At 32.3% G+C, this 20,433-nt stretch carries 24 protein-coding genes, 4 tRNA genes and 1 pseudogene; 13 read left to right on the top strand and 16 right to left on the bottom strand.

Going from position 1 to position 20,433, the window contains the following annotated elements; genetic code table 25:
* Positions 1-42: 42 nt before the first annotated feature.
* Entirely contained in the window at positions 43-786 is a 744-nt protein-coding gene (locus GW846_01105; GenBank protein NDK09356.1) for a hypothetical protein, read from the bottom strand.
* Between the two features lie 41 nt (positions 787-827).
* On the opposite strand from GW846_01105, the gene GW846_01100 reads away from it, so the two are divergent.
* Positions 828-1,472 carry an endonuclease III gene (locus tag GW846_01100; protein NDK09355.1) on the top strand — a complete coding sequence of 215 codons (645 nt, stop codon included), beginning with the start codon at positions 828-830 and terminating at the stop codon, positions 1,470-1,472.
* 37 nt (positions 1,473-1,509) lie between these two features.
* On the opposite strand, the gene GW846_01095 is transcribed toward GW846_01100, so the two are convergent.
* From GW846_01095 to miaA, 3 genes are all read right to left on the bottom strand, one after another.
* The gene (locus GW846_01095; GenBank protein NDK09354.1) at positions 1,510-1,800 is read right to left on the bottom strand and encodes a hypothetical protein; all 291 of its coding nucleotides are present in this window, start codon (positions 1,798-1,800) and stop codon (positions 1,510-1,512) included.
* A 28-nt stretch (positions 1,801-1,828) separates the two neighbouring features.
* On the bottom strand, positions 1,829-2,122 hold the full coding sequence (locus GW846_01090) for a hypothetical protein (GenBank protein NDK09353.1): 294 nt from the start codon (positions 2,120-2,122) through the stop codon (positions 1,829-1,831).
* 128 nt (positions 2,123-2,250) lie between these two features.
* The gene (gene miaA, locus GW846_01085) at positions 2,251-3,192 is read right to left on the bottom strand and encodes a tRNA (adenosine(37)-N6)-dimethylallyltransferase MiaA (GenBank protein ID NDK09352.1); all 942 of its coding nucleotides are present in this window, start codon (positions 3,190-3,192) and stop codon (positions 2,251-2,253) included.
* 114 nt (positions 3,193-3,306) lie between these two features.
* Here miaA and GW846_01080 point away from each other — a divergent pair.
* The 4 genes from GW846_01080 (at position 3,307) to rpmE (ending at position 3,983) form a co-directional block, all read left to right on the top strand.
* Positions 3,307-3,382: transfer RNA gene (locus tag GW846_01080), tRNA-Thr, on the top strand.
* Between the two features lie 84 nt (positions 3,383-3,466).
* Positions 3,467-3,551: transfer RNA gene (locus GW846_01075), tRNA-Tyr, on the top strand.
* A gap of 55 nt (positions 3,552-3,606) precedes the next feature.
* Positions 3,607-3,690 (top strand) — tRNA-Leu (locus GW846_01070).
* A 65-nt stretch (positions 3,691-3,755) separates the two neighbouring features.
* Positions 3,756-3,983: a 50S ribosomal protein L31 gene (rpmE, locus tag GW846_01065; GenBank protein ID NDK09351.1), complete on the top strand. Its 228-nt coding sequence runs from the start codon at positions 3,756-3,758 to the stop codon at positions 3,981-3,983.
* Positions 3,984-4,116: 133 nt separating this feature from the next.
* On the opposite strand, the gene GW846_01060 is transcribed toward rpmE, so the two are convergent.
* Positions 4,117-4,278, bottom strand: a complete 162-nt coding sequence (locus GW846_01060; protein NDK09350.1) for a hypothetical protein — start codon at positions 4,276-4,278, stop codon at positions 4,117-4,119.
* Between the two features lie 211 nt (positions 4,279-4,489).
* Positions 4,490-4,642 carry a hypothetical protein gene (locus tag GW846_01055; GenBank protein NDK09349.1) on the bottom strand — a complete coding sequence of 51 codons (153 nt, stop codon included), beginning with the start codon at positions 4,640-4,642 and terminating at the stop codon, positions 4,490-4,492.
* Between the two features lie 350 nt (positions 4,643-4,992).
* Between GW846_01055 and GW846_01050 the strand changes: the two genes are divergently transcribed.
* From GW846_01050 to GW846_01040, 3 genes are all read left to right on the top strand, one after another.
* A complete protein-coding gene (locus GW846_01050; GenBank protein ID NDK09348.1) occupies positions 4,993-5,637 on the top strand; it encodes a 50S ribosomal protein L10 in 645 nt (214 codons plus the stop codon).
* Between the two features lie 198 nt (positions 5,638-5,835).
* Positions 5,836-6,207 carry a 50S ribosomal protein L7/L12 gene (rplL, locus tag GW846_01045; protein NDK09347.1) on the top strand — a complete coding sequence of 124 codons (372 nt, stop codon included), beginning with the start codon at positions 5,836-5,838 and terminating at the stop codon, positions 6,205-6,207.
* Between the two features lie 55 nt (positions 6,208-6,262).
* Positions 6,263-6,336, top strand: a tRNA-Gln gene (locus tag GW846_01040).
* A gap of 313 nt (positions 6,337-6,649) precedes the next feature.
* Here GW846_01040 and GW846_01035 read toward each other — a convergent pair.
* The 3 genes from GW846_01035 to GW846_01025 are packed head-to-tail and all read right to left on the bottom strand — an operon-like array spanning position 6,650 to position 7,835.
* Entirely contained in the window at positions 6,650-6,892 is a 243-nt protein-coding gene (locus GW846_01035; protein ID NDK09346.1) for a hypothetical protein, read from the bottom strand.
* 4 nt (positions 6,893-6,896) lie between these two features.
* Positions 6,897-7,370: a hypothetical protein gene (locus GW846_01030; GenBank protein ID NDK09345.1), complete on the bottom strand. Its 474-nt coding sequence runs from the start codon at positions 7,368-7,370 to the stop codon at positions 6,897-6,899.
* A 12-nt stretch (positions 7,371-7,382) separates the two neighbouring features.
* Positions 7,383-7,835, bottom strand: a complete 453-nt coding sequence (locus tag GW846_01025) for an NUDIX domain-containing protein (GenBank protein NDK09344.1) — start codon at positions 7,833-7,835, stop codon at positions 7,383-7,385.
* Between the two features lie 141 nt (positions 7,836-7,976).
* Here GW846_01025 and GW846_01020 point away from each other — a divergent pair, with 141 nt between their 5' ends.
* A complete protein-coding gene (locus tag GW846_01020; GenBank protein ID NDK09343.1) occupies positions 7,977-8,951 on the top strand; it encodes a sortase in 975 nt (324 codons plus the stop codon).
* A gap of 2 nt (positions 8,952-8,953) precedes the next feature.
* Positions 8,954-9,244 carry a hypothetical protein gene (locus tag GW846_01015; GenBank protein NDK09342.1) on the top strand — a complete coding sequence of 97 codons (291 nt, stop codon included), beginning with the start codon at positions 8,954-8,956 and terminating at the stop codon, positions 9,242-9,244.
* Positions 9,245-9,246: 2 nt separating this feature from the next.
* Here GW846_01015 and GW846_01010 read toward each other — a convergent pair whose 3' ends face one another.
* On the bottom strand, positions 9,247-10,800 hold the full coding sequence (locus tag GW846_01010; protein ID NDK09341.1) for an alpha/beta fold hydrolase: 1,554 nt from the start codon (positions 10,798-10,800) through the stop codon (positions 9,247-9,249).
* The gene (locus GW846_01005) at positions 10,791-11,060 is read right to left on the bottom strand and encodes a helix-turn-helix transcriptional regulator (protein ID NDK09340.1); all 270 of its coding nucleotides are present in this window, start codon (positions 11,058-11,060) and stop codon (positions 10,791-10,793) included. The genes GW846_01010 and GW846_01005 overlap by 10 nt, the downstream gene beginning before the upstream one ends.
* Positions 11,061-11,151: 91 nt before the next feature.
* On the opposite strand from GW846_01005, the gene GW846_01000 reads away from it, so the two are divergent.
* Positions 11,152-11,784: an NAD(P)H-dependent oxidoreductase gene (locus GW846_01000; GenBank protein NDK09339.1), complete on the top strand. Its 633-nt coding sequence runs from the start codon at positions 11,152-11,154 to the stop codon at positions 11,782-11,784.
* A gap of 8 nt (positions 11,785-11,792) precedes the next feature.
* The gene (locus GW846_00995; protein NDK09338.1) at positions 11,793-12,494 is read left to right on the top strand and encodes a pirin family protein; all 702 of its coding nucleotides are present in this window, start codon (positions 11,793-11,795) and stop codon (positions 12,492-12,494) included.
* 28 nt (positions 12,495-12,522) lie between these two features.
* Here the strand turns inward: GW846_00995 and GW846_00990 are convergent, their stop codons facing one another.
* Complete coding sequence (locus tag GW846_00990) at positions 12,523-13,185, bottom strand: YaaA family protein (protein NDK09337.1); 663 nt, start codon at positions 13,183-13,185, stop codon at positions 12,523-12,525.
* Between the two features lie 25 nt (positions 13,186-13,210).
* A complete protein-coding gene (locus tag GW846_00985; GenBank protein NDK09336.1) occupies positions 13,211-15,550 on the bottom strand; it encodes a RecQ family ATP-dependent DNA helicase in 2,340 nt (779 codons plus the stop codon).
* A gap of 96 nt (positions 15,551-15,646) precedes the next feature.
* Between GW846_00985 and GW846_00980 the strand changes: the two genes are divergently transcribed.
* Complete coding sequence (locus GW846_00980; protein ID NDK09335.1) at positions 15,647-15,940, top strand: response regulator transcription factor; 294 nt, start codon at positions 15,647-15,649, stop codon at positions 15,938-15,940.
* 1 nt (position 15,941) lies between these two features.
* Here GW846_00980 and ciaB read toward each other — a convergent pair whose 3' ends face one another.
* The 3 genes and pseudogenes from ciaB to GW846_00965 form a co-directional block, all read right to left on the bottom strand.
* Positions 15,942-17,780 (bottom strand): invasion protein CiaB, encoded by a 1,839-nt coding sequence (gene ciaB, locus GW846_00975; protein ID NDK09334.1) that lies wholly within the window; start codon positions 17,778-17,780, stop codon positions 15,942-15,944.
* A 67-nt stretch (positions 17,781-17,847) separates the two neighbouring features.
* A complete protein-coding gene (locus GW846_00970; protein NDK09333.1) occupies positions 17,848-18,396 on the bottom strand; it encodes a hypothetical protein in 549 nt (182 codons plus the stop codon).
* Positions 18,397-18,722: 326 nt separating this feature from the next.
* Positions 18,723-20,321 (bottom strand): annotated as a pseudogene (locus tag GW846_00965) (DEAD/DEAH box helicase).
* Positions 20,322-20,433: the final 112 nt, after the last annotated feature.

Here is a 20,433-nt window from a genome sequence, read left to right as displayed (position 1 = left end):
TTATTAGTATATAATAAACTAAAATAATATATATGCAATATATTATTGGAAAATATCTCTCAATACTTCTATTGCTCTTTCTTGATTGATAAAATATGGACTCGTACAGACCGTTATGAGGTCTGCTCTTTTTGCTATATCTAGAATGACTTGTTTTTTAAGTTCATATTCGATGTAATCCAGTTCTGGTTCAAAAAAGTCTAAATCAAGATTAAGTATGATATTTCTACCCTCTTTTTCATATTTTTGATAATCTCAAGACACGTATTTTTTGAGAGAGTCATCACTGCGAATTTGAATAGTCTTTCAAATCAGTCATTCTTTTTCTGCTGGAATAATATAATTTCCAACATTGAGAAAAAAATTAGTATACTCAAATACTTTTTGTAAATCACGAGAATCTGGTTTCAAAAGATATTTTTCAGGATCTCTGGTATCAGCATGTTCGTCAATATGATACAAAAGCGAATTATCTGATATAATTCCCTGCTTTCTTGCCAAATACCAAAAATAAAAAACATGATTATGATTATCTACAAGATATATTTTTTTTCATTTCCACTTCATTTCATACAAGTTCTTAAGTCCAAAACATTGTTGCATCACATCATCAAAATCATATTCCTCAAATGTTATTTTTTCAGAGTTTCCAGTAAGAAGATTAATCTCCTCAAAACTTTCTATTTTTTTGAGAGCTGGAACAAATAATTTAGGATTTTTTCTATCAGAAAAAGAGAAAGCGTTATTTCAAACATTTTCTGTAATATAAAAGTTTTGAGTATACATAATTTTTTGCTATTATTTTTGTATAACTTTAGTAAAACTATATGAAACGGCAAGAAAAAATAGAGCTTCTAAAAAAAACAGTCTTTGAAATGTTTCCAAATGCAGAAACAGAGCTCGAACATAATAACGAGTTTCAGCTTCTTATTGCCATACTCATGTCAGCGCAAGCAACTGATAAACAAGTAAATATCATTAACAGAAACTTTTTCCAGCATCTTATAAGTCCTCAAGATTGACTCAATTTATGAGTTGAAGAAATAACTGATTTTATAAATTCTGTTTCATTTTTTAATAATAAGGCAAAAAATATCTACAAAACATGTGAAATACTTGTTCATAAATATAACTCAGTCCCTCCTAAAACACTCGACGAACTGACAAGTTTACCATGAGTATGAATAAAAACGGCTAAAGTATTTCTCTCCGTTACCGAAAATGCGCCCTATCTTTGAGTTGATACTCACGTGCACAGAGTGCTCAATAGAATAGGAATTGTGAAAACAAAAACTCCACTGGAAACTGATAAAAAAGCTTCAAAAATATTTTCAGCAAGTGACTTATGACCACTTCATAATACGCTCGTTTTATTTTGAAGATATCACTGCACGGCCAGAAAACCTAAATGTTATAACTGTAAAATAACTGAGGGATGTTCGTATAAGTTCAAGAATTTTGAAGAAAAATAAAAACCTCTTTAGCAATGAGGTTTTTATTTTTTGATTATTATTTTCTTTTTTCAAAAGCTTCAATAATAGCTTTTGATGATTGCATATTATGCACTCTTTTTCTTTCTTGCATTTGTGAGTCTAGTTCTCAGAGTTCTTCAGAAACTATATCCTCACAATCAGGATCTTCATCAACAATGTCGAGAATCCTGGCTCGAAATTCTTCAAAACTTTGCATAAAAATTGGATCTACATGAGCTGAAATTGCTTCAAGTTGAGCCGACGTTGTATCTTTTTTTTGAGAACGTTGTGCATCAAAATATTTTTGGAGTCAGCAGCTTACTGTCATAAAAAGAAATTAATTTGTATATTTGTATTTATATTGCATTTCTAAGCACTCTCATCTCATCCTGTGCTTGAATAGAAACTTGTTTTTTTCTTCTACTTAGAATTCTTTCCTCTATAGTTGCAAGAGTTTTTCCAAACATTATTTGTTGTTCTACGGCGATTTCTTGCTTAAGATTTAAGATCTCGCTTGCAATACTCTCAAAGTTTTCTAATGTCTGTACTCTTTTGTGATTTGGCAGCATTGTATAAATTTGCATAAAATCATACTTATCCTTTGGAGAGAAGTCGTATTGGGAAAAGAGTTGTTCAAGTTTTGAGTTCATAGTTTGAGAAATTTTTATTTAATTTTAGTATAGTGTCCTAAGATAAAAAATCAATCAATAGAATATAAAACTAAAATAATTGTATCATAGTTTTTTATAGCTCACAAGAAATAGCTGTTGACTTTGTCTTACAAATCAACGTCTCAATTATTTAAATATTTTTGAAACCAAGTGAGCTGTCTTTTTGCATAATTACGAGAATGCTGTTGTATCATTTTTTTGACCTCTTCAATGTTTTGTTCTCAAAGTATATATGGCTCAAACTCTTGATATCCAATAGATACAAATCCAGGATTTCAAAAAACATATCCTTGTTCTAAAAGTCATTGTAGCTCTCACTCTAGTCATCCTTCAAACATCTGTCCAACTCTTATATTTATTCTATTATACAGCCACTGTCTGTATTCGTCTGATTTTAACTGGATAGATGAGAGCTCAAGTGAATCAAATGGGCCAGAAGGGGTTAAAAATAAAACATCATATTTTAAAATTTTTTCAGTTCGAAATGCTGTTTTTGATTTTCAGGTTAATTTCTTTACTTCAATAGCCCGTTCTACGTAGACTCTGTTATTTGGATGGAGTTCTACTGCATATTTAGGATCTATTTCTTGAAGTATAGCGTACATTTCATCATTACTTAAACTTTCCATTTCAGCTCTCAGCTCATAGTCGGCTTCTACTTTTGGAAGATCTCTCTCATATATGAGACTATCTATATACAGCCCTGTTCATCATACAAGCAAAGGGATTTTATTCTCGGAGTGAAGTTTTTGAATAATAGGTTCTGCTCTCTCCTTAAAATCTCAAACAGAAAAATTCTTATCTGGATTTAGAATATCTAACATATGATGTGTTATTCCCTGCATCTCTTCAGCTGTAATTTTCCCAGTTCATATATCCATGTTTTTATATACTTGTTTGCTGTCTGTTGATATAACCTCAGAGTTTAGGTACTTTGCTATATCAATACTCATGGCAGTCTTCCCTGCTCAAGTAGGTCAAAAAATCACAATTACTTTTTGCTTATCTGATTTTTTACCTTTAAATTTTTCGATAATCTCTTCATACATAGTCTCACTGTTATATTACAATTTATATCAGTATATATCTTCATGAAAAAAATGCTATAAAAAAATTTGACATTAGTCTCTTCATCAATAGTATTTGTCGCGCACTCAGATAGTGCCACTTTAGCTCAGTTGGTAGAGCGCTCGCCTTGTAAGCGAAGGGTCGTCGGTTCAACTCCGACAAGTGGCTCCAGTAAAATTTAAAGTGAAAACCTTAGCTTCCAACACTCTCCTTTACACAGAGAAGAGGCTTGAAATCTGAGGTTTTCTCCATTTTGGGCAGTTACCAGAGCGGTCAAATGGGGGGGACTGTAAATCCCCTGGCTACGCCTTCGGGGGTTCGAATCCCTCACTGCCCACCATTTTTTTCAAATAAACTACCATTATTTGACGAAAAAGTACATAGAAATAAATTATGCCCAAGTGGTGGAATGGTAGACACGCTGGTCTTAGAAACCAGTGCCGTAAGGTGTGGAAGTTCGAGTCTTCTCTTGGGCACCAAAACAATCCGAATATTATATATTTTTGCAACGTATTATAGCGGGCAAGTAAAACAAAGAAATATTATGAAACAAGCAATTCACCCAGAAACAAAAACAGTTCCAGTTATCTGTTCATGTGGAAATACATTTGATACAGAATCAACTATCAAAGAAGATGAAATTAGAGTGGAAATATGTTCTAAATGTCATCCGTTCTATACAGGAGAAAAAAGAATCCTTAAAACTGGTGCCGTTGATAAATTCTACGCACGTCAAAAGAAAATGGAAGAAATGGCAAAAAATAAAAAATAGTCACTTCCCTATAGAAAAAGACTCAGAATACTCTGAGTCTTTTTTAGTATCTAAAATTTAAAACAAAAAAAATGGACCGAGCAAGCCTGTATGGTTCGCTCGGGTCCTTTGTCATTACATCAATGAAAGCAGTTTAGAACTGACTCATTATGTAGCTTGTGGTTTTGTGATCAGCCTCAATTTGTGTAGTTGTTTTACCTACATTTTCTTCTGAACTTTTTTCTCCAACTCCGACGTACTCTTTCTTTCCATTACTGAAATTCTTGAATAGAGAGCTTCCTCCTGAATGATACATGTTAATCTCCTTTAGATACTTGTATTTATGTTGTTTTCCTTTTATGATGAACAAACATATTTCTTTCCCGCATCATTATTAATGCAAATGTAGAATATAGAATTTTGACTAAAGAGCAAATATATTTATAAAATTAAACCAAAAAAAAATGACCCGAGCAGGCCTGTTACGCGCTCGGATCTTTTGCATCTCAATTACAAGACTTCACGAATTACTCCGCGGCTTGCATTTGAGGTTTGTCGGGCTGCTCAGCCTGCATTGGTATAACCAATTCTTGGATAATCCGGTCATAGACTGGTTTCTCATATTTTCCTTTGGTCTCAATTTCTAGACCGGTGTATTCTTCAACATGTACCGTAGCCATTTTTCTTAGGCCTCCCAAGCCTTATTTGTTTTGATTTTTACTACCCCCACCCATGGAGGCAATCCACTAAGATTATTCTAGGGATGTCTATTAAGCTAAGGATTTTTGGCTTAAAATCAAATGATTTTACTGTTTTTCTATTAGATTTGACATAGTATTTTTTTCTATATAATAGTTGCGTATTCATATTTTTGTTTAAGACCGTAGGCGAAGTCATATAAGACCTACCGAGACAAAAGAGAAAGAAGTTATTTCAATATATACTTCCCTAATCTCTTTGCTCGCGCAAAGAGATTTTTTTGTAGATATGAATAAGATAGAAAATATTTATTTTATTAGAACACGAGACTATGGCAGTTACTAAACAACAAAAACAAGAAATACTTGCAGTTCTTACAGCAAGATTTAAAGATGCTCAATCTATAGGTTTTGCTAAAACTAATACTCTTACAGTTTCAGAATTCGAAGGAATGAGGAATGATCTTAGAGCCGTTGGAGCTAACTATATGGTTGCTAAAAAAACACTTATCGTAAAAGCAATTAAAGATGCTCTAGATATTGATATGGATCTTAAAACACTTCCTGGTCAAATTGGAGTTGTTTGTTCAAATGAAGATGCTATGGCAGGACTTGGGAAAGTAAATGACCTTGTATCTAAATTCAAAGGTGAAAAAATCGAATGGGCTGCTGCAATATTCGAAGGAGAACTTAAGAGTCTAGAAGAAACAAAAGCAATTGCTGGTATGCCTTCAAGAGATACATTACTCGGAAGATTGGTTGGTTCTATGCAATCACCTATTGCAGGTCTTGCAAGATGGTTTGATGCTGCTGCAAAAGAACTTGAATCTACTGGAAAAGAAAATGTTGGTTCACTTGATGTTGGAACTTCAGCTGTATCAGAAGCTAAAGCTGAAGAAGCTGCTCCTGAAGTAAAAGAAGAAGTAAAAAGTGAAGAAGCACCAGCTACTGAAGAAAAGAAAGAAGAAGCTGCATAATTTTTTGAACTAGTATATATCAGGATGAGTTACAATATTTAGGTATTTTTCTCATCTTGGTATACAACTAGCTCAAAAGCTAGAAAAGCATTGTAGAACTCTCTTCAGTATCTTACATAAGATACTTCTGTAATTGTGTGATATTGAAACACAATTCTACAATGAATTATTATTTTTATTTATATAATTTTTTGCAAAATGGCTGAATTATCAAAAAATGCTACTAAGATCATGGATCTTGTTAAAGAACTTACTATCGTTGAACTAAACGACCTTGTTACTGCAATGGAAGAAGAATTTGGTGTTTCTGCTGCTGCTCCAGTTATGATGGCTGGTGCTGCTGGTTGAGAAGACGAAGGACCTTCTACAGTTAATGTAGTTCTTACTGCTGCAGGTGGTCAAAAAATCGCTGTAATCAAAGTAGTGAAAGAAATTACTGGTCTTGGACTGAAAGAAGCTAAAGATATCGTTGATAACGGAGGGAACGTTAAAGAAGGTGTTTCTCGAGCTGAAGGTGAAGAAGTGAAAGCTAAACTTGAAGAAGCTGGTGCTTCTGTTGAACTTAAATAGTTTTCCTTATAATAAAACTGAGATATCTTTTATGATTTCTCAGTTTTATTTTTATTCGGGATTGGCCAAGTGGTAAGGCAAGGGACTCTGAATCCCTCATCGTAGGTTCGACCCCTACATCCCGAACCATACTAAAAATTAAACTATAACCTCTATGCTTTGGCAAGATATTCTCATGACTTTTGTGAATTGTATATTTATAATTTCACTCTCTAATCAAGTAATATCTTGAATAAAAAGTAAAACGAGTAGTATAAGTATATTTACCTCTATACCTACATTTTTGTGACTATTTGCTATGAGTTTTGCGCTCTATACCCTCAATTTATACGTCACTTCTTTTTTTACAGCAATTTCATGACTTCTTTGGGTACTTATATATTATCAAGAAACAATATATTGAAAGTCTGTATTAAAAAACTCTCCAAATTAGGAGAGTTTTTTATGACATAAATTTTAGTATTAGAGTGATAAGTAAGTATACAAAACCTAGTATAACTCATCCAACAAATATGTACCATAATATAATAAGAAACCTCCAAAAAAACAGTAATTTAAATACTTTTTCAACGAGAGTTGCAGCTAAAGGACTGCTTTGAGTAATTTTTTGTATATTTTGTTTATTATTTGTGAGATACTTAGAATATTTTTTTCACAAAAAATAGGTCATTAAAAGTCTAAACATAATTTTAGTCTTCAAGATTAACAAACTCTGTTCTATCTCAGCTGAGATCAGAACCTATTTTTGATACTTTTATAGCTTCTGAATGTTGCCCAAGAGTATGAAGAAAGAGGTCTTTTCATTCCCCGTATGGAATCACGAGTTTTGCTTCAATATTTTCAAATATTTTTACAGCGTCTTTAGTTCAAATGATTATGAGAATATCAACGTCCCCAAAGAATCCAACAATTTCCTCTTTGAGCTCAAAACTATCAGATGTTACGATACACATATGTTTTCCATCTATAAGAAACTTATAGAAAAGTAAATCAGTATACTCTTTTACTTCAAGCAAGTTTCCAGATTTTTCATATTCACCAGGATGAGTGACATCATAATCCTCCATATGAACCGTTTTATCGGAGAAATTAAAAAGAATTTCCTTTTTATCTGCATTTTTAATTGCTATTGTATCAGCATTTTTGTATGAAACTTCAATCATGTCTCTAATTTATTATATAAAAAATGGTTTATTCCGATAGATTATTCAACTGAGATCAAATCGAACAGATATATTTTTTATTTTATCTATATCAATCCACTCATATCCAGTAAATCTTTCCTCTTTTCGAACAACTGGTTCTTGGGTTCCGTTATAACGAATAATAAAAATATAGACATCTTTATCAATCACAGGATTTCACTTTAAATATCCTGCTGTATAGGTGTAGTTAAGTTTTGTTACAAACTTAATTATCTCTAAATCACTTTCAGGAATTCAAGCTTCTTCTGATATTTCTCTCACTGCGGTGTCTTTTGCTACTTCTCCTGCTTCTATTTTTCATTTAGGAATTACGAGTTCCTCTTGTTTTCGCGAATTGAGCCACCTCAAAAGAAGTATTTGAATTTTTCAGTTTTTCTTTCTATAGACGACTCAACCCGAACTTTTTTCATATTTTCTAGCCATTGTTGGGTATTACGGGTGCTGTAAATGTATTGAAATAATAGTACAAAAAAAACAGTCTAAATCAAGTTCTTTTATTTTTGCACCACAAAAAAATATATGATATTATTAAAGTACAAAACAAAATAAAAATAAAAATACATTATGCAAGAACATGACGATATCTTAGCAGGTTTAGAGTCTGAAGATATGACATCTTTCAAAGAAGCTGTAATTATAGAGAATTCTGAGGCTAATACCCTGAACTTTGAATGATTTAAAGTGAGTGAAGATAAGACTGAAACAGTCAGTGAAGAAAAAATTGAAAAAAAAGTGACTTCTCAATTAAAAAAGTCATTTTCTTGAGCTATGTTTATGCTCAAATATGTTTCAACTTCAATCTGAATATTTTGAGTATTATTACTCGCATCAAATTACAGTGCATATTGGAATCTTGCTTCAAGTTATATTTACGCAGATGATTTAGAAAATAGTAAAAATGGTCTTATCCAATCTGTTGCAGCATGAAATGTAACAGAACAATCAAAAGTTACTGAAGAAGTAGACTCATTTAAACAAGTTTGAAGTGCTACCTGAAAAGAAAATGCTATGCACGATATGAATCAATTTGTATCACAAAGTAAAAATAATGCTATTGATTTAGGAATCGAAATTACTCCATATGAGAATCGTATCGTCATTCCTAAGATAGGTAAAAATATTCCTCTTCTTGATATTACACAAACAAAAGTAGAGTGACAAAAAGAACTTGATGATATATTTATGAAAGAGCTTGAAAACTGAGTTATTAGATATCCAGGAAGCGCAAAACCTGGTGAAGAATGAAATTCATTTATATTTGGACATTCTTCTAATTTCCCATGGATTGATGGAGATTACAACGATGTATTTGCACTCCTTGACAGAGTATCATTTGAAGATGAAGTCATAGTATATTATGGGCAAGAAAAATATATTTATAAAGTGAATGCGAAAAATGTTATTAGACCATGAGATGTTTCAGTTTTAAAAAAAGACAATGATGATAGAAAAAAACTCACTCTCATGACTTGTTGGCCTATTGGGACCACTCTTAACAGACTTGTTCTCACGGCAGAGTTAATAGAAATTCAAAAATAAATATGAACTGATTTCAGTATAACTATAAAACATCTAATGAAATTTTAGAACTCATTCCTCAGATTAATGAGTTTTGATTTTTAGATATCATAGGATTATGACTGAGTATATGATTGACTACTTTACTCATATTTTTTGTAATCCCGATAAGTGTCATCTCATATACAAAATACAAAAAAACAAAAAATACAAAGAACAAACGTAAACTCTTAACACAAATTCTTCTACGTAAAGAAATAGAGGATGAAGTGGAAAGTGAAATTAAAATAGAAGAAGAGGAAACAGTAGTATAAAACTACTGTTTTTTATTTTTGTTATAAAACTCTGCATAAGTTATATTTTCCTCATGAAGTCTTGTGGCAATTTTCGTTCCAAGATACCTCCAATGCCAAGGCTCTATGTCATAGCCATCTATAGTGATTCAATTTTTGTATGAATTTGTAAACCCAAACTTATGTGCATTTTCATCTAACCAATTATAATACTCCATGAGTCGTGAAGAATTTTTCCAATAAGAGTTAGTACTTGCTGACCATAAATCTGCGGTAAGTCATGACTGATGTTCACTAAATCATGCTTTGGCACACATGTTATCAGGACATCACCTGGCTTTGATCCCAGCCTGATACGAGTAGCTTCTATAACTACTCACCACTACTATTTTTTCTTTAAAATCTCAATAAAATTCTTGAGCTAGTTTTTCGAATGCTGCCGCTGCTTGCTCTCTCATTTGAGCGTCTCATTTCGTGTCAGATATATATTCTCGAGACAGCCTTCGCATGTCACTTGGTACATATGATTTTTGAGTAAAAGGTATTTTTGAATCTACATATTTTTGAATAGACGAGTCGCTTGTCATATCAAGTGAATCCCAGAATTTTTTCTCTATTTCTTTTTCAAGCAGTTCTCTTTCTGTGGTTTCTATAAATATTTTATCTAAAGTATTATATTTCAAAAAATTTCTAATATCTGTATCGACATATTCATGATTATAAAAACTGAAATGATCTCATCACTCTACCTCAATAAAATATTTTTCTCCTCATGCAGCTAGAAATACATTTTTTCACTGAGAGTAATCAATAATATCATCATTGGTTCCATGAATAATAAGTTTGGGAGCTAGTATTTTTTTGATAGAGTCTATCGTGACAAAACTATTTGGGAGAAATAAAAATTTTTGGAGTACAAAATGAAAATTTAAGCGAGATAAATCATAAAATGACTCGTATGAAGCAAAGAGTAATAAGGAGCGAATATCTTTTCAAACTGAAAATTGGGTTGCAACTCACGTCCCAACACTATATCACCACACAATAGTATTTTTTTCAGTGATTTTATATTTTTCTTGAGCAAAGTTATAGAGTTGTTCCGCATACTGCAGTACATCAGTTTCATATGGAAAACCTGTAGATTTTCCGTAACCAGGATAATCAAGAGCTAACACGTTGTATCATAAATCAGATATGTATTTTATGTCATGATAAAAATATGTGAGATCTCCTCCATTTCCATGGAGATAATAAATAGTGATATCGGACTTCTTATCTAAAAAGAGTCCATTTATATTTTCTCATTTGTATTGGATATTGATATCTTCAAAATCTAAGTCAATAAATTTGTATTCTGGATTAGTGTGTGAAATAGTATTTACGTACACTCCTGGAAAAGCAAGATATCACTGTAGTTTTGGAGCATAAATGATAATCAGTACATAGAGTAACGTAATAATTGTTATAAATATCAACAGCGACGTGTACACAAATTTGGAATTAATCTTTGAAAGATATAATTTAATTTTTTTGTGTGTAATTTCTTTGTAAAACTTAAGTCTATTGTTTAATTTCATGTTTCTAGTTGTTCTAATATTTTACTAATATGATACAGTTTTTCAGTCGCTTGGTATTTTCAATCAGTATTTTTTTTTATTAAATCAAAATTTTGGAAGTCTTTTAATCGGACAGTAATTGTTGTGGCAGTAACATTTGGAAATTCTCGACGAATATCTCAAAAAGATAATACATCTCTCTTACAAAATGTAGCCATAATATGAGTTGACCATTTTTTTCACATAAGTCATAAAAATGGAGAAAGTGAACAATGATTCATTGGAGTATATAAAATGATACTAGTTAGATATTGCTATAAAATAATAGCTTCTTATACTAAAAAAACAATCTTATATTTTAAATAAATAATTATGGATATGATTCTAAATAGTCTCGGATGGAGATATGCAACAAAACAATTTGATACAGAGAAAAAACTCAGTGAAGACCAACTGAATACTATAAAAGAAGCTCTCAGAATGACTCCATCTAGTTTTGGATTACAACCTTGGAAATTTGTGTTTGTAAAAAATCCCAAAACAAGAGAAAAACTTAAAGAACACGCATGGGGGCAAACTCAAATTACAGATGCAAGTCATCTGCTCGTTCTATGTAGAGTAAATGAAGTTGACCAAGACCTCGTTAATAGTTATTTCGAGGATATGAAAAAAACTACTTGAGCAGGTGAAGATGATATTAAAGGTTATAAAGATATGGTTTCAGGTTTTGCATGAAACCTAGATGAAACATCAGCTAAAATTTGGGCTGAAAAACAAGTATATATTGCCCTATGAAATATCATGACAGTGCTTGCGGAAATGAAAATTGATTCATGTCCAATGGAATGATTCGATGCAGCTAAATTTGATGAAATACTCTGACTTCATGAAAAAGGTATCTCATCAACTGTTGTGCTTCCAATAGGGTTTCGTTCAGAAGATGACTCGTATGCGTGAAACCCTAAAGTTCGATTTGAAACAGAGGAATTATTTATTGAAATGTAATTGTAATTATGTATACGCTCTACCCTGCTAATGAAAGATGATGATCTGACCATGGTTGGCTAAAAAGTAATTTTAGCTTTAGTTTTGCTGATTATTATAATCCTAAAATAATGTGATTTTGAACTCTTAGAGTTATTAATAATGATATTGTACAAGCAGGAAGAGGATTTTGAGAACACCCTCATGATAATATGGAAATTATTACGCTCGCTCTATCTTGAAGTCTTACTCATCGTGATTCTATGGGGAATGAGGAAACACTTATCCCTGGAGAAGTTCAATCTATGTCTGCTTGAACTTGAGTTGTACACTCTGAAATGAATGAGTGAAATGAAGATTGAGAATTTTTTCAAATATGGATTGAAACTAAAAATAGAAATATAGCTCCACAATATTCACAAAAAAAGTTTTCAGAAGATTGAAGAAAAAATACATTTCAACTACTTGCGTGACCTACAGAATGAGAAAATGTACTAATAAATCAAAATAGCCATATATCTAGAATAGTTTTAGAAAAATGAACTTCTCAAAAATATAAAAAATATAATGAAGATAACGGTCTTTATATTATGAGTATATATTGAGACTGCATGATTGCTTGAGAATCTCTTTGACAAAGAGATGCAATTTGAATCACACAAGAAGATTCTATACTATTTGAATCATTATATTGATCAGATATACTTATTATAGAAGTTCCAATGAAATAAAAAAAGAACGAAAATTTTCGTTCTTTTTTTATACTATTATTTTTAACTCCTGATGTATATTATTTCAAACTATTACATCATCTATTGATCCCTTATTACAAAGAGTGTGGATATATTCTCACTTTATTTTTTTGACTCAATGCGTTATTTTTTTTAGTTCATTTTTTTTCTCTGAGTAGAAGTTTATAGAAAGAACTTTCGATGTAATATTGTTCCATTGGATTACTTTTTTATACGAATTTGGAAGTAAATCAATTATTATGTCTGCTCAAATATTATTCAGTTCATGAGTGAGTGATTCTCACCAAAAATCCTTGAGTCACTTCGTCTCGATTGGGAGTTTATAATTTCAAATACTATCAAGAGGACGTATGAGTCAGTACATACCTGAGACTATAATAAAATTATCTTCAAAATATTTTTTTCACGATTCTGACATTCAAACATAATCTATAGAACTATACATCACTCAGGAATATCTCTCAATTGCTGCTAATACTCATGAGCTATTTATATTTTTATTCAATTCTATTCCCTCTTCAAATCTTTTTCAAATACATTTTAGATCCTTTTGCGACGCAGAAATTGCTATATTCAATGGTTTCTTAAAATTGAAACTGAGTTTTTCATATTCGCTGATTCATCAATTATTCTTTCCCTCACTTGGAGGAATCAAATAAATAATTTTCATAATAACTAAATTTATAAAGTATTATTTATACGTCTCCTTTTTCCATCATAGCAATTGTTAACTTGATATCAAAATAACTTATATCAGTTTTTCCGTCAGCTTCTAAAGCATCCTTTATTGGCTTGAGTTGAGTATTTTCAAAAAGTGCATCTGAATCAATAGCCTTTTTTACTATTTTTGTCTTTTCATAATCTACTAATTTCATAGCATCAGCCAGAGATACCTCTCACTGAGTATAGAGAGTTATAATATGTGATTCGACTGTTTGAACAGAAAGCTCTCTTTCTATTGAAATTTCTTGGATAGACTTTTTTTGTTGAAATAATTTATGCGTTTCCGAATACGTACTTCACTTAGAAAGTCTTTGTTTTAGAGATGACGTTCATTTTTTTGCAGTAGTAGTATTTGAGTTTGAAAGTTTCTTTCAAACTTTTTGAAGTACATAGGTATTGAGGTCAGACAAAACATTTTGGATATATTTATCTTTGTAAACGGCTGCTGATCCAAGCTCAGTGACTCAAATGAGTGGATATTTTCCATCTGTTTTAAAGATAAATCCTTCCATTTGAAGTGCTTCAAAAAGTGCTTGAATTCATACAAGTGAATATTCTTTGAGTGCTCCAAAATGTTCATATACATCCAAATTCCAATCTTGGATTCTTTTCTCGCTACTTCCATGAAGGACTTTAGAGAGAAGAGTTTGGCCAAACTTTTCGTTGTATTTTTTTATTGTTTCAAGTACCAGTCAGTAGGTACTCGCTGGAACAATTTTTTCTTTTTCTTCTGCACTAAATTTATTTCATTCTAAACAAAAATCACACAGTCAGCAATTATCTCAGAGAGTTGCAAGATCTTCTGTATCTCCAAAATATTCGAGTATAAACCTCTTTCGACAACTTGGATAAAAAAGCAGTCGTTTCATTTGTTCCAGTTTGAAGTTTGATTCATCTTTGAGTAAATCCTGACGTTTCCAATCTATCATGAGATGTGAATGTGGCCTCTTATCTTGTAGTAGTGTTAATCCTCGACCTCTAAAATCAGACTCACTGTCTGTTTCCTCGAGTCATCTGCGAATAATATTATATTTTTCAAGGATTTTTATAATACTTCAAACTATCATATCATTTCCTACTCCAGACTCACTCGCCATGACAAAATAGGTCTTTGCAACTCGAGTTCATTTCCCTTCTGACGTTTTAAAGTCTTTGTATAAATAATCATAGAATTCTAAAATTTGTTTCTTTTCAGGATAGGTGTGATCAATAAAAAATTCTTGAATTTTTGTATCACCATAACTCGCAAGTACGATACCATAACTCATACGACCATCACGTCCAGCTCTTCAAACTTCCTGATAGTAATTTTCAATACTTCCTGGTAAATTATAATGGATAACAAATCGAATATCTTTTTTATCGATTCACATACCAAAAGCATTGGTTGCGACCATAACTTTGTATTCATCATTCATAAATTTATTTTGTTCATCTTCTCGAGCAGAGGGTGATAAATCTCATTTATATATTCATGCTTTGATTCATTTTGAAATAAGGTACTCACTCACTTCTATAACATGCTTACGACTTGAACAATAGATAATTCAAACTCAAGGAGTTTTCTCGATTATTTCTACAATTTTCTTTTGTTTTTCTTCTTTCACCGATATCTCTCGTACGACAAGAATGATATTTTTCCGATCAAATCCTGAAATATAATTTGTAAATTTTGTAAGTCAGAGTCGCTCTACTATATCTGTACGTACTTTTTGAGTGGCAGTAGCTGTCAGTCCAACTATAGGAAACTCTCTTTGTTCTCCTGCAAGCTCCTCTATGAAGCTTTTAATTTTCATATAACTTGGTCTAAAATCATGTCACCATTGACTGATACAATGCGCTTCATCAATTGCAATGAGGCTAATTTTTGTTTGTTTAAGAATAGATATAAACTCTCTTGAGTTCAGTCTTTCTGGAGCAATATAGAGAAATTTGATAGGATTGTTATCACTTAATGCTTCAGAGTATTCGTCTCACGCGTATCTTGGTTGAGAAGAATATTTTAACTCATACATAATATCGTCTTTTTCTTTTCCTGAAAGGGTTGAGTTGATAAGCTCTGCTCGTACTCAGAGTTTTCTCAAAGCATCTACTTGATCCTTCATAAGAGAAATAAGAGGAGAAATAACAACGGTAATTCATTCTCTCACTAAACCTGGGAGTTGATACGTGAGTGATTTTCCTCACCCAGTAGGCATAAAAACAAGCGTGTCATTTCACGCTATTATATTCTCTATTATTTCTTCCTGTCGGTCTCGAAATGACTCCAAACCGAAGGTATTTTGAAGTATTGTTTGTATATTTTTTTGCATAGCCTTATTATGCTCTATTTAGTTTTTAATTCAAGGACTTTATAATTAATTTTACTTATATATAAAGATATATATAAGTACTAAAATAACAAAAATATGTCTGAGGATTCTGAATGAACTTGATTATTAGAGGAAATAAAGCTTTTAAAAAGAGATTGAAAAGTATTTGAAGCATCTCATATTTCTAAAATTGAGTTAGAAAGATTGCAATTATTATCTGAAGGATTAATGCTAAAAGAAATAGCATATAAGCAAGGAGTTTCTGAATGAGCTATAAAACAATCAATTGTCAGTGCTCGAAAAAAATTAAAAGCCAAAACTTCAGCAGAAACTGTTGTGATTTTTACAAGATACAAAATTTATAAAGCCTTATGAGTTTACATACAATAATCTATTTCTCCATCACTTCGTTTCCTATTTCTTGATATTTTGAGTAATAATCTTCTACAAATTTTCGGCACTTAGCATCTTTTGGGAGAAATACTCAATTCTCTTTGACTACAAATTCAAAGAGAAAATTACCTGCTTCCATTTGGTTGAGGTAGGTAAACATGAGCTGTGTATAGGTTCCTGTGAGTAAATCTTTGAAAATTTGGAGGAGTTCAGAAGTGAAATGAAATGAAATTTTTCCAAACCTATAGGTCAAAATACCAGATTCAAAGAGTACGTGGAGATGTATGAGACACTCACAATAATAAGGAAGTATATCCTCAACTTCACGATAACGCATCATTTTAATACTTCGATAGAGATAGGTTACTAGGACATCCTCATCAAGCTCAGCATTTCATCACTTGATAAAGTATGCGACCATTCATCCAGCTGTTGCCTTGAACTCTTCTATATTTTTAAAGAGTCATTTTTCTCACATCGTTACTTCAGAGCTTGGAGTTAACCAAAGTGTATGACCATACTCGTGACCGATGGTTTCTATATCATATATTTCGTAGTATCTATTTTCATCTCATTCTAAAATTGCTGTGTGTTTCTTAATAATTTCTCTGTCTATCATTTCATAATCAAGCTTCATCTTTGGAGCTGATTTTTGAGCCTCGAGTATATACTTTGGAAAGGCAAATATCTTTTTTCCAAACACTTTACTTACTTCTCCATCATTTGGAACGACTTGTGCACTATAGGCTCATGTTAAAAATGAAGCGTATTGTAAAACTGGAGCTCAGATATAGAGCTGCACTTGTTTTTGGTTTTTGAGAGAATACTCGTAACTCTCTTTAAAATTTTCACGACCAATTTCATCAAACATAGCTTCGTACATATGTTCAACATCCTTGGCTACTGTAGACTCCATTAAACTTGGATCTGAAAGACGCAGGTCAAATTCTATAGCCACACTTCTTCTATATGCATCATCGTAGTATTCCATAAGATGTCATGGTTGAATGGGAGTATCAATTGCCATCCACGCAATATCTACCTCACTCCAGAGTTTTACACAGTTATTTGGATTTGTTTCAGTGAGTGCTTTTTGAGTTGCCTTAAAATATCTAATATACGCTGATTTTCTGTCATAAATTTCATCCTCAAGTGTTTCTAATTTCGCAATACACTGATCATAAGACAGTGAAATTTTTTGAATGATATCTGGAAAAGCTAGAGCGTAACTCACAGATTTGTATGTCTCTCAATCCTTTTGTAACACAGAATAACATCTATCAGCTAATTCCCCATGATGTCCTGTATCAAATAAGTTATTTTCTTCTAAGAAAAAAATAATAGCTTCTTGATTATCATCAAAGCGAGCTTCGAGTTCTCTGTTTTGTTCAAACATGAGTTTTCTGTTCCACTCAAGAAATAGTTCACTATAGAGCTTTCAAAGCTTATGAACAGTGGTAAAAATTTCTCAGTAAAAATCTGAGAGTAGTCCTGCAGATGTGATATCACTGAGAAATGCATCTTGGAGTTTTTCATAATATGCTTGTACATATCTGTAACTACTATCAAACGCAGCATCTCTCTGTGTTTGTGAGTATCCATTTTTCTTAAGATACACATCAAGAGATTCACATTTTTTATCAGAGATTCTCGCACTCGCAATATATCTCGTAGTGGCATTTTTTTCTAATCACATATGATCTAAAAAGTCATCAAGAATTATTCGCGCTTCATTATCTTTGTGGATTCAAGAACTTAAGGTATTAAAATGAGATTCATTGGCTTCAAAAAGTTTGTGTATCTGAGCTATATTTTTTTCAAATTGCTGTTTATTCATAATTTTTTCCATATAAAAAGTAGTATACTTCTATACTACTTTTAGAAACTAAATTGTAAACAGTGACTTATATGTTTCCATTATTTGGATGTTGATTTACTCTCACGCTTGCTCTCGAGGTAATATCTACTCCATCACAATTTACACGAGCTCAAAGAGACCATATATATTTTTGAAGTTTTGGGACACGATTATAATATCCTCTCAGAATCTTAAATCGTCCTAATGAAGTCTTGATTTCTGGGACATCACTTGCAAGAGGAATACGTATTTTAAAATCAAAGACCTCTGTATCTCATGATATGTATTTTTTGGGTCCTGCAATATCTATAGAATATCTTTTAATTTCAACAGATCTCGATCTATTTCTCCCAGCTGCATATGAGTTTTGTCGTTCTCGAAGAATTAAATCAAGAGTAATTCAGGTACTATCAATGTCTTGTTTCGTTTTTAGTGTGAGATTTCATGATATCTCGTCTCACATATGATAGATCTTTCTTGGTATTTTGATTTCAAGACTTCATTTCATAAATTTACTCAATTGATTCACCAAAATATACCCAATTACTCAGAGTATAACTACAGCAAAGAGACCAATAATAATAAAACTATACATAAAAAAAGACTAAGAAGTAACTTAGTCTTTAATTGTATTGATTTTCAGGAAAATAGCGAGAAGAATTATTTCTTCCAACCATAACTGCTCCCTCCAGAATCTCTTGATCCTCCACCTGAAGAGCTTCTTGATCTTCAAGCTCCACCTCACTTGTATCCAGATCATCCACCACTTGATCGACCACCTGAACCTCCTCCAGAATATCCACTTCCACTTGATCGACCACCTGAACCTCCTCCTGAGAATCCACTTCCTCTGCTTCCACCTCCTGAGAATCCTCGACCTCCTCCACTTGATCGTCCTCCACCTCCATCTGAGTTTCGAGCCTTAGCTTGAACGATGAGTGGTTGTCTTGGGTTTTGTTCTTTGAAATGAGCAAGTATTTGCTCAGCGTCCGCAGCTTGAACGTTCATATAAGAGAATTTTTCTAGGATATCAATTTTCCCTACATCTCCAATCTTCATCCCAACTTCTGTTTCGATGAATCGAATAAGGCTTCCTGGGTCCATATTATCAAGTTTCCCTTTTGCTATAAAGATTCTTTGTTCTCCATTTGGTGCCATTTGAGGAGTTTCAGCGATGATATTGTATGATTTTTCGTCAAACTTGTCAGCGTGCGCATCTTTTAAAATTGCAGCAAGTACTATTTCTGGTGTTCCAAGCTCAAGTAAACTTTTTGCCATTGCTTCAAAATCTGAGAGTTTTGCATCACTAATAAGATTTGCAATATTTCCTACCATTCTTTTCTTTTGTATATCCACTACTTCACGAGCACCAGGAACTTGTCCTTTTGTCATTTTTTGTTTGAGGAGTCTTTCAATTCCAAAGAGTTTTCTACTATCTGTTCGTGATACAAAGTTGATAGCTGTACCAGTCTTCCCTGCTCTCGCAGTTCGTCCAATTCTATGAGTATATACTTCAGCGTTATCTGGAAGTGAATAATTTACAACGTGTGTAAGATCCTCAACATCAATCCCTCGAGCAGCTACATCAGTCGCTACAAGTATAGAAATCTTTTTAGATTTAAAACGAGCAAGTACTTTTTCTCTGTTTTTTTGTTCGATATCACCATGAATTGCTTCAGCTTTGATTCCTCGACCAATAAGTTTAGAAGCAACTTCATCAACATCCATTTTCGTTTTACAAAATACGATTCCGTAAAAATCAACGGTCATATCTATAACTCTTGAAAGGGCTTCAAATTTATTTCTCGGAGCAACTTCGTAATATATTTGAGTAATCCTATCTGAAATAGTAGATTTAGATTGAATAGCGACTGTATCATAATCGTGCATATATTTTTTAGCAAGTAGCAAGATCTCTCTTGGCATAGTTGCAGAAAATAGAAGTGTTTTTTTATTATCTGGAGTGTGACCAAGAATTTCTTCAATTTCTTCTCTAAAACCGATATTCAACATTTCATCAGCTTCATCGAGAATGAAGTAATCAATCGTTGAAAGATCAAGAGTTCTCTTTGTGATAAGATGATCTTTTACTCGACCTGGAGTACCAACAACGATATGTGGTCCATTCTTGAGGGCTCTTCGTTCTTCTGAAATATTTTGACCTCCATAGAGAAGTGTTATTTTAACACCTCTATCTGCAAATGATTGTATTTCATTTGCTACTTGGATAGCGAGTTCTCGAGTTGGAGCAAGTATCATTGCTTGAACCCCTCGTTTATTCATATCAAGTCTAGATAAAAGTGGTAAACCAAAAGCTGCAGTTTTCCCAGTTCATGTTTGAGCTTGACCAATGATATCTTTGTTTCCGTTAAGAAGAAGTGGTATAACTCCTGCTTGAACTTCTGATGGGAATTCATATCCCTTTTTAGTAATAGCAGCCAGGAGAGTATCTGAGAGTCCTAAGTCAGCAAAAGTAACTTTTTTAGCTGTAGTTTCAGCTGTCTGTGTTGTTTCTGTCATGTAAATTTTTACAAAAAAATAAAAGAGACACAATCCTAAAGCCGATAGCCTTAGAAACCTACATACAAAATACTAATAAAATCTCGCAGTGAAGAGAATTCCAAAGTGTATA

Source organism: Candidatus Gracilibacteria bacterium (assembly GCA_010119145.1).
Classification (GTDB): domain Bacteria; phylum Patescibacteriota; class Gracilibacteria; order BD1-5; family UBA6164; genus JAACSU01.
This window is presented reverse-complemented; position numbering and strand designations above follow the sequence as displayed.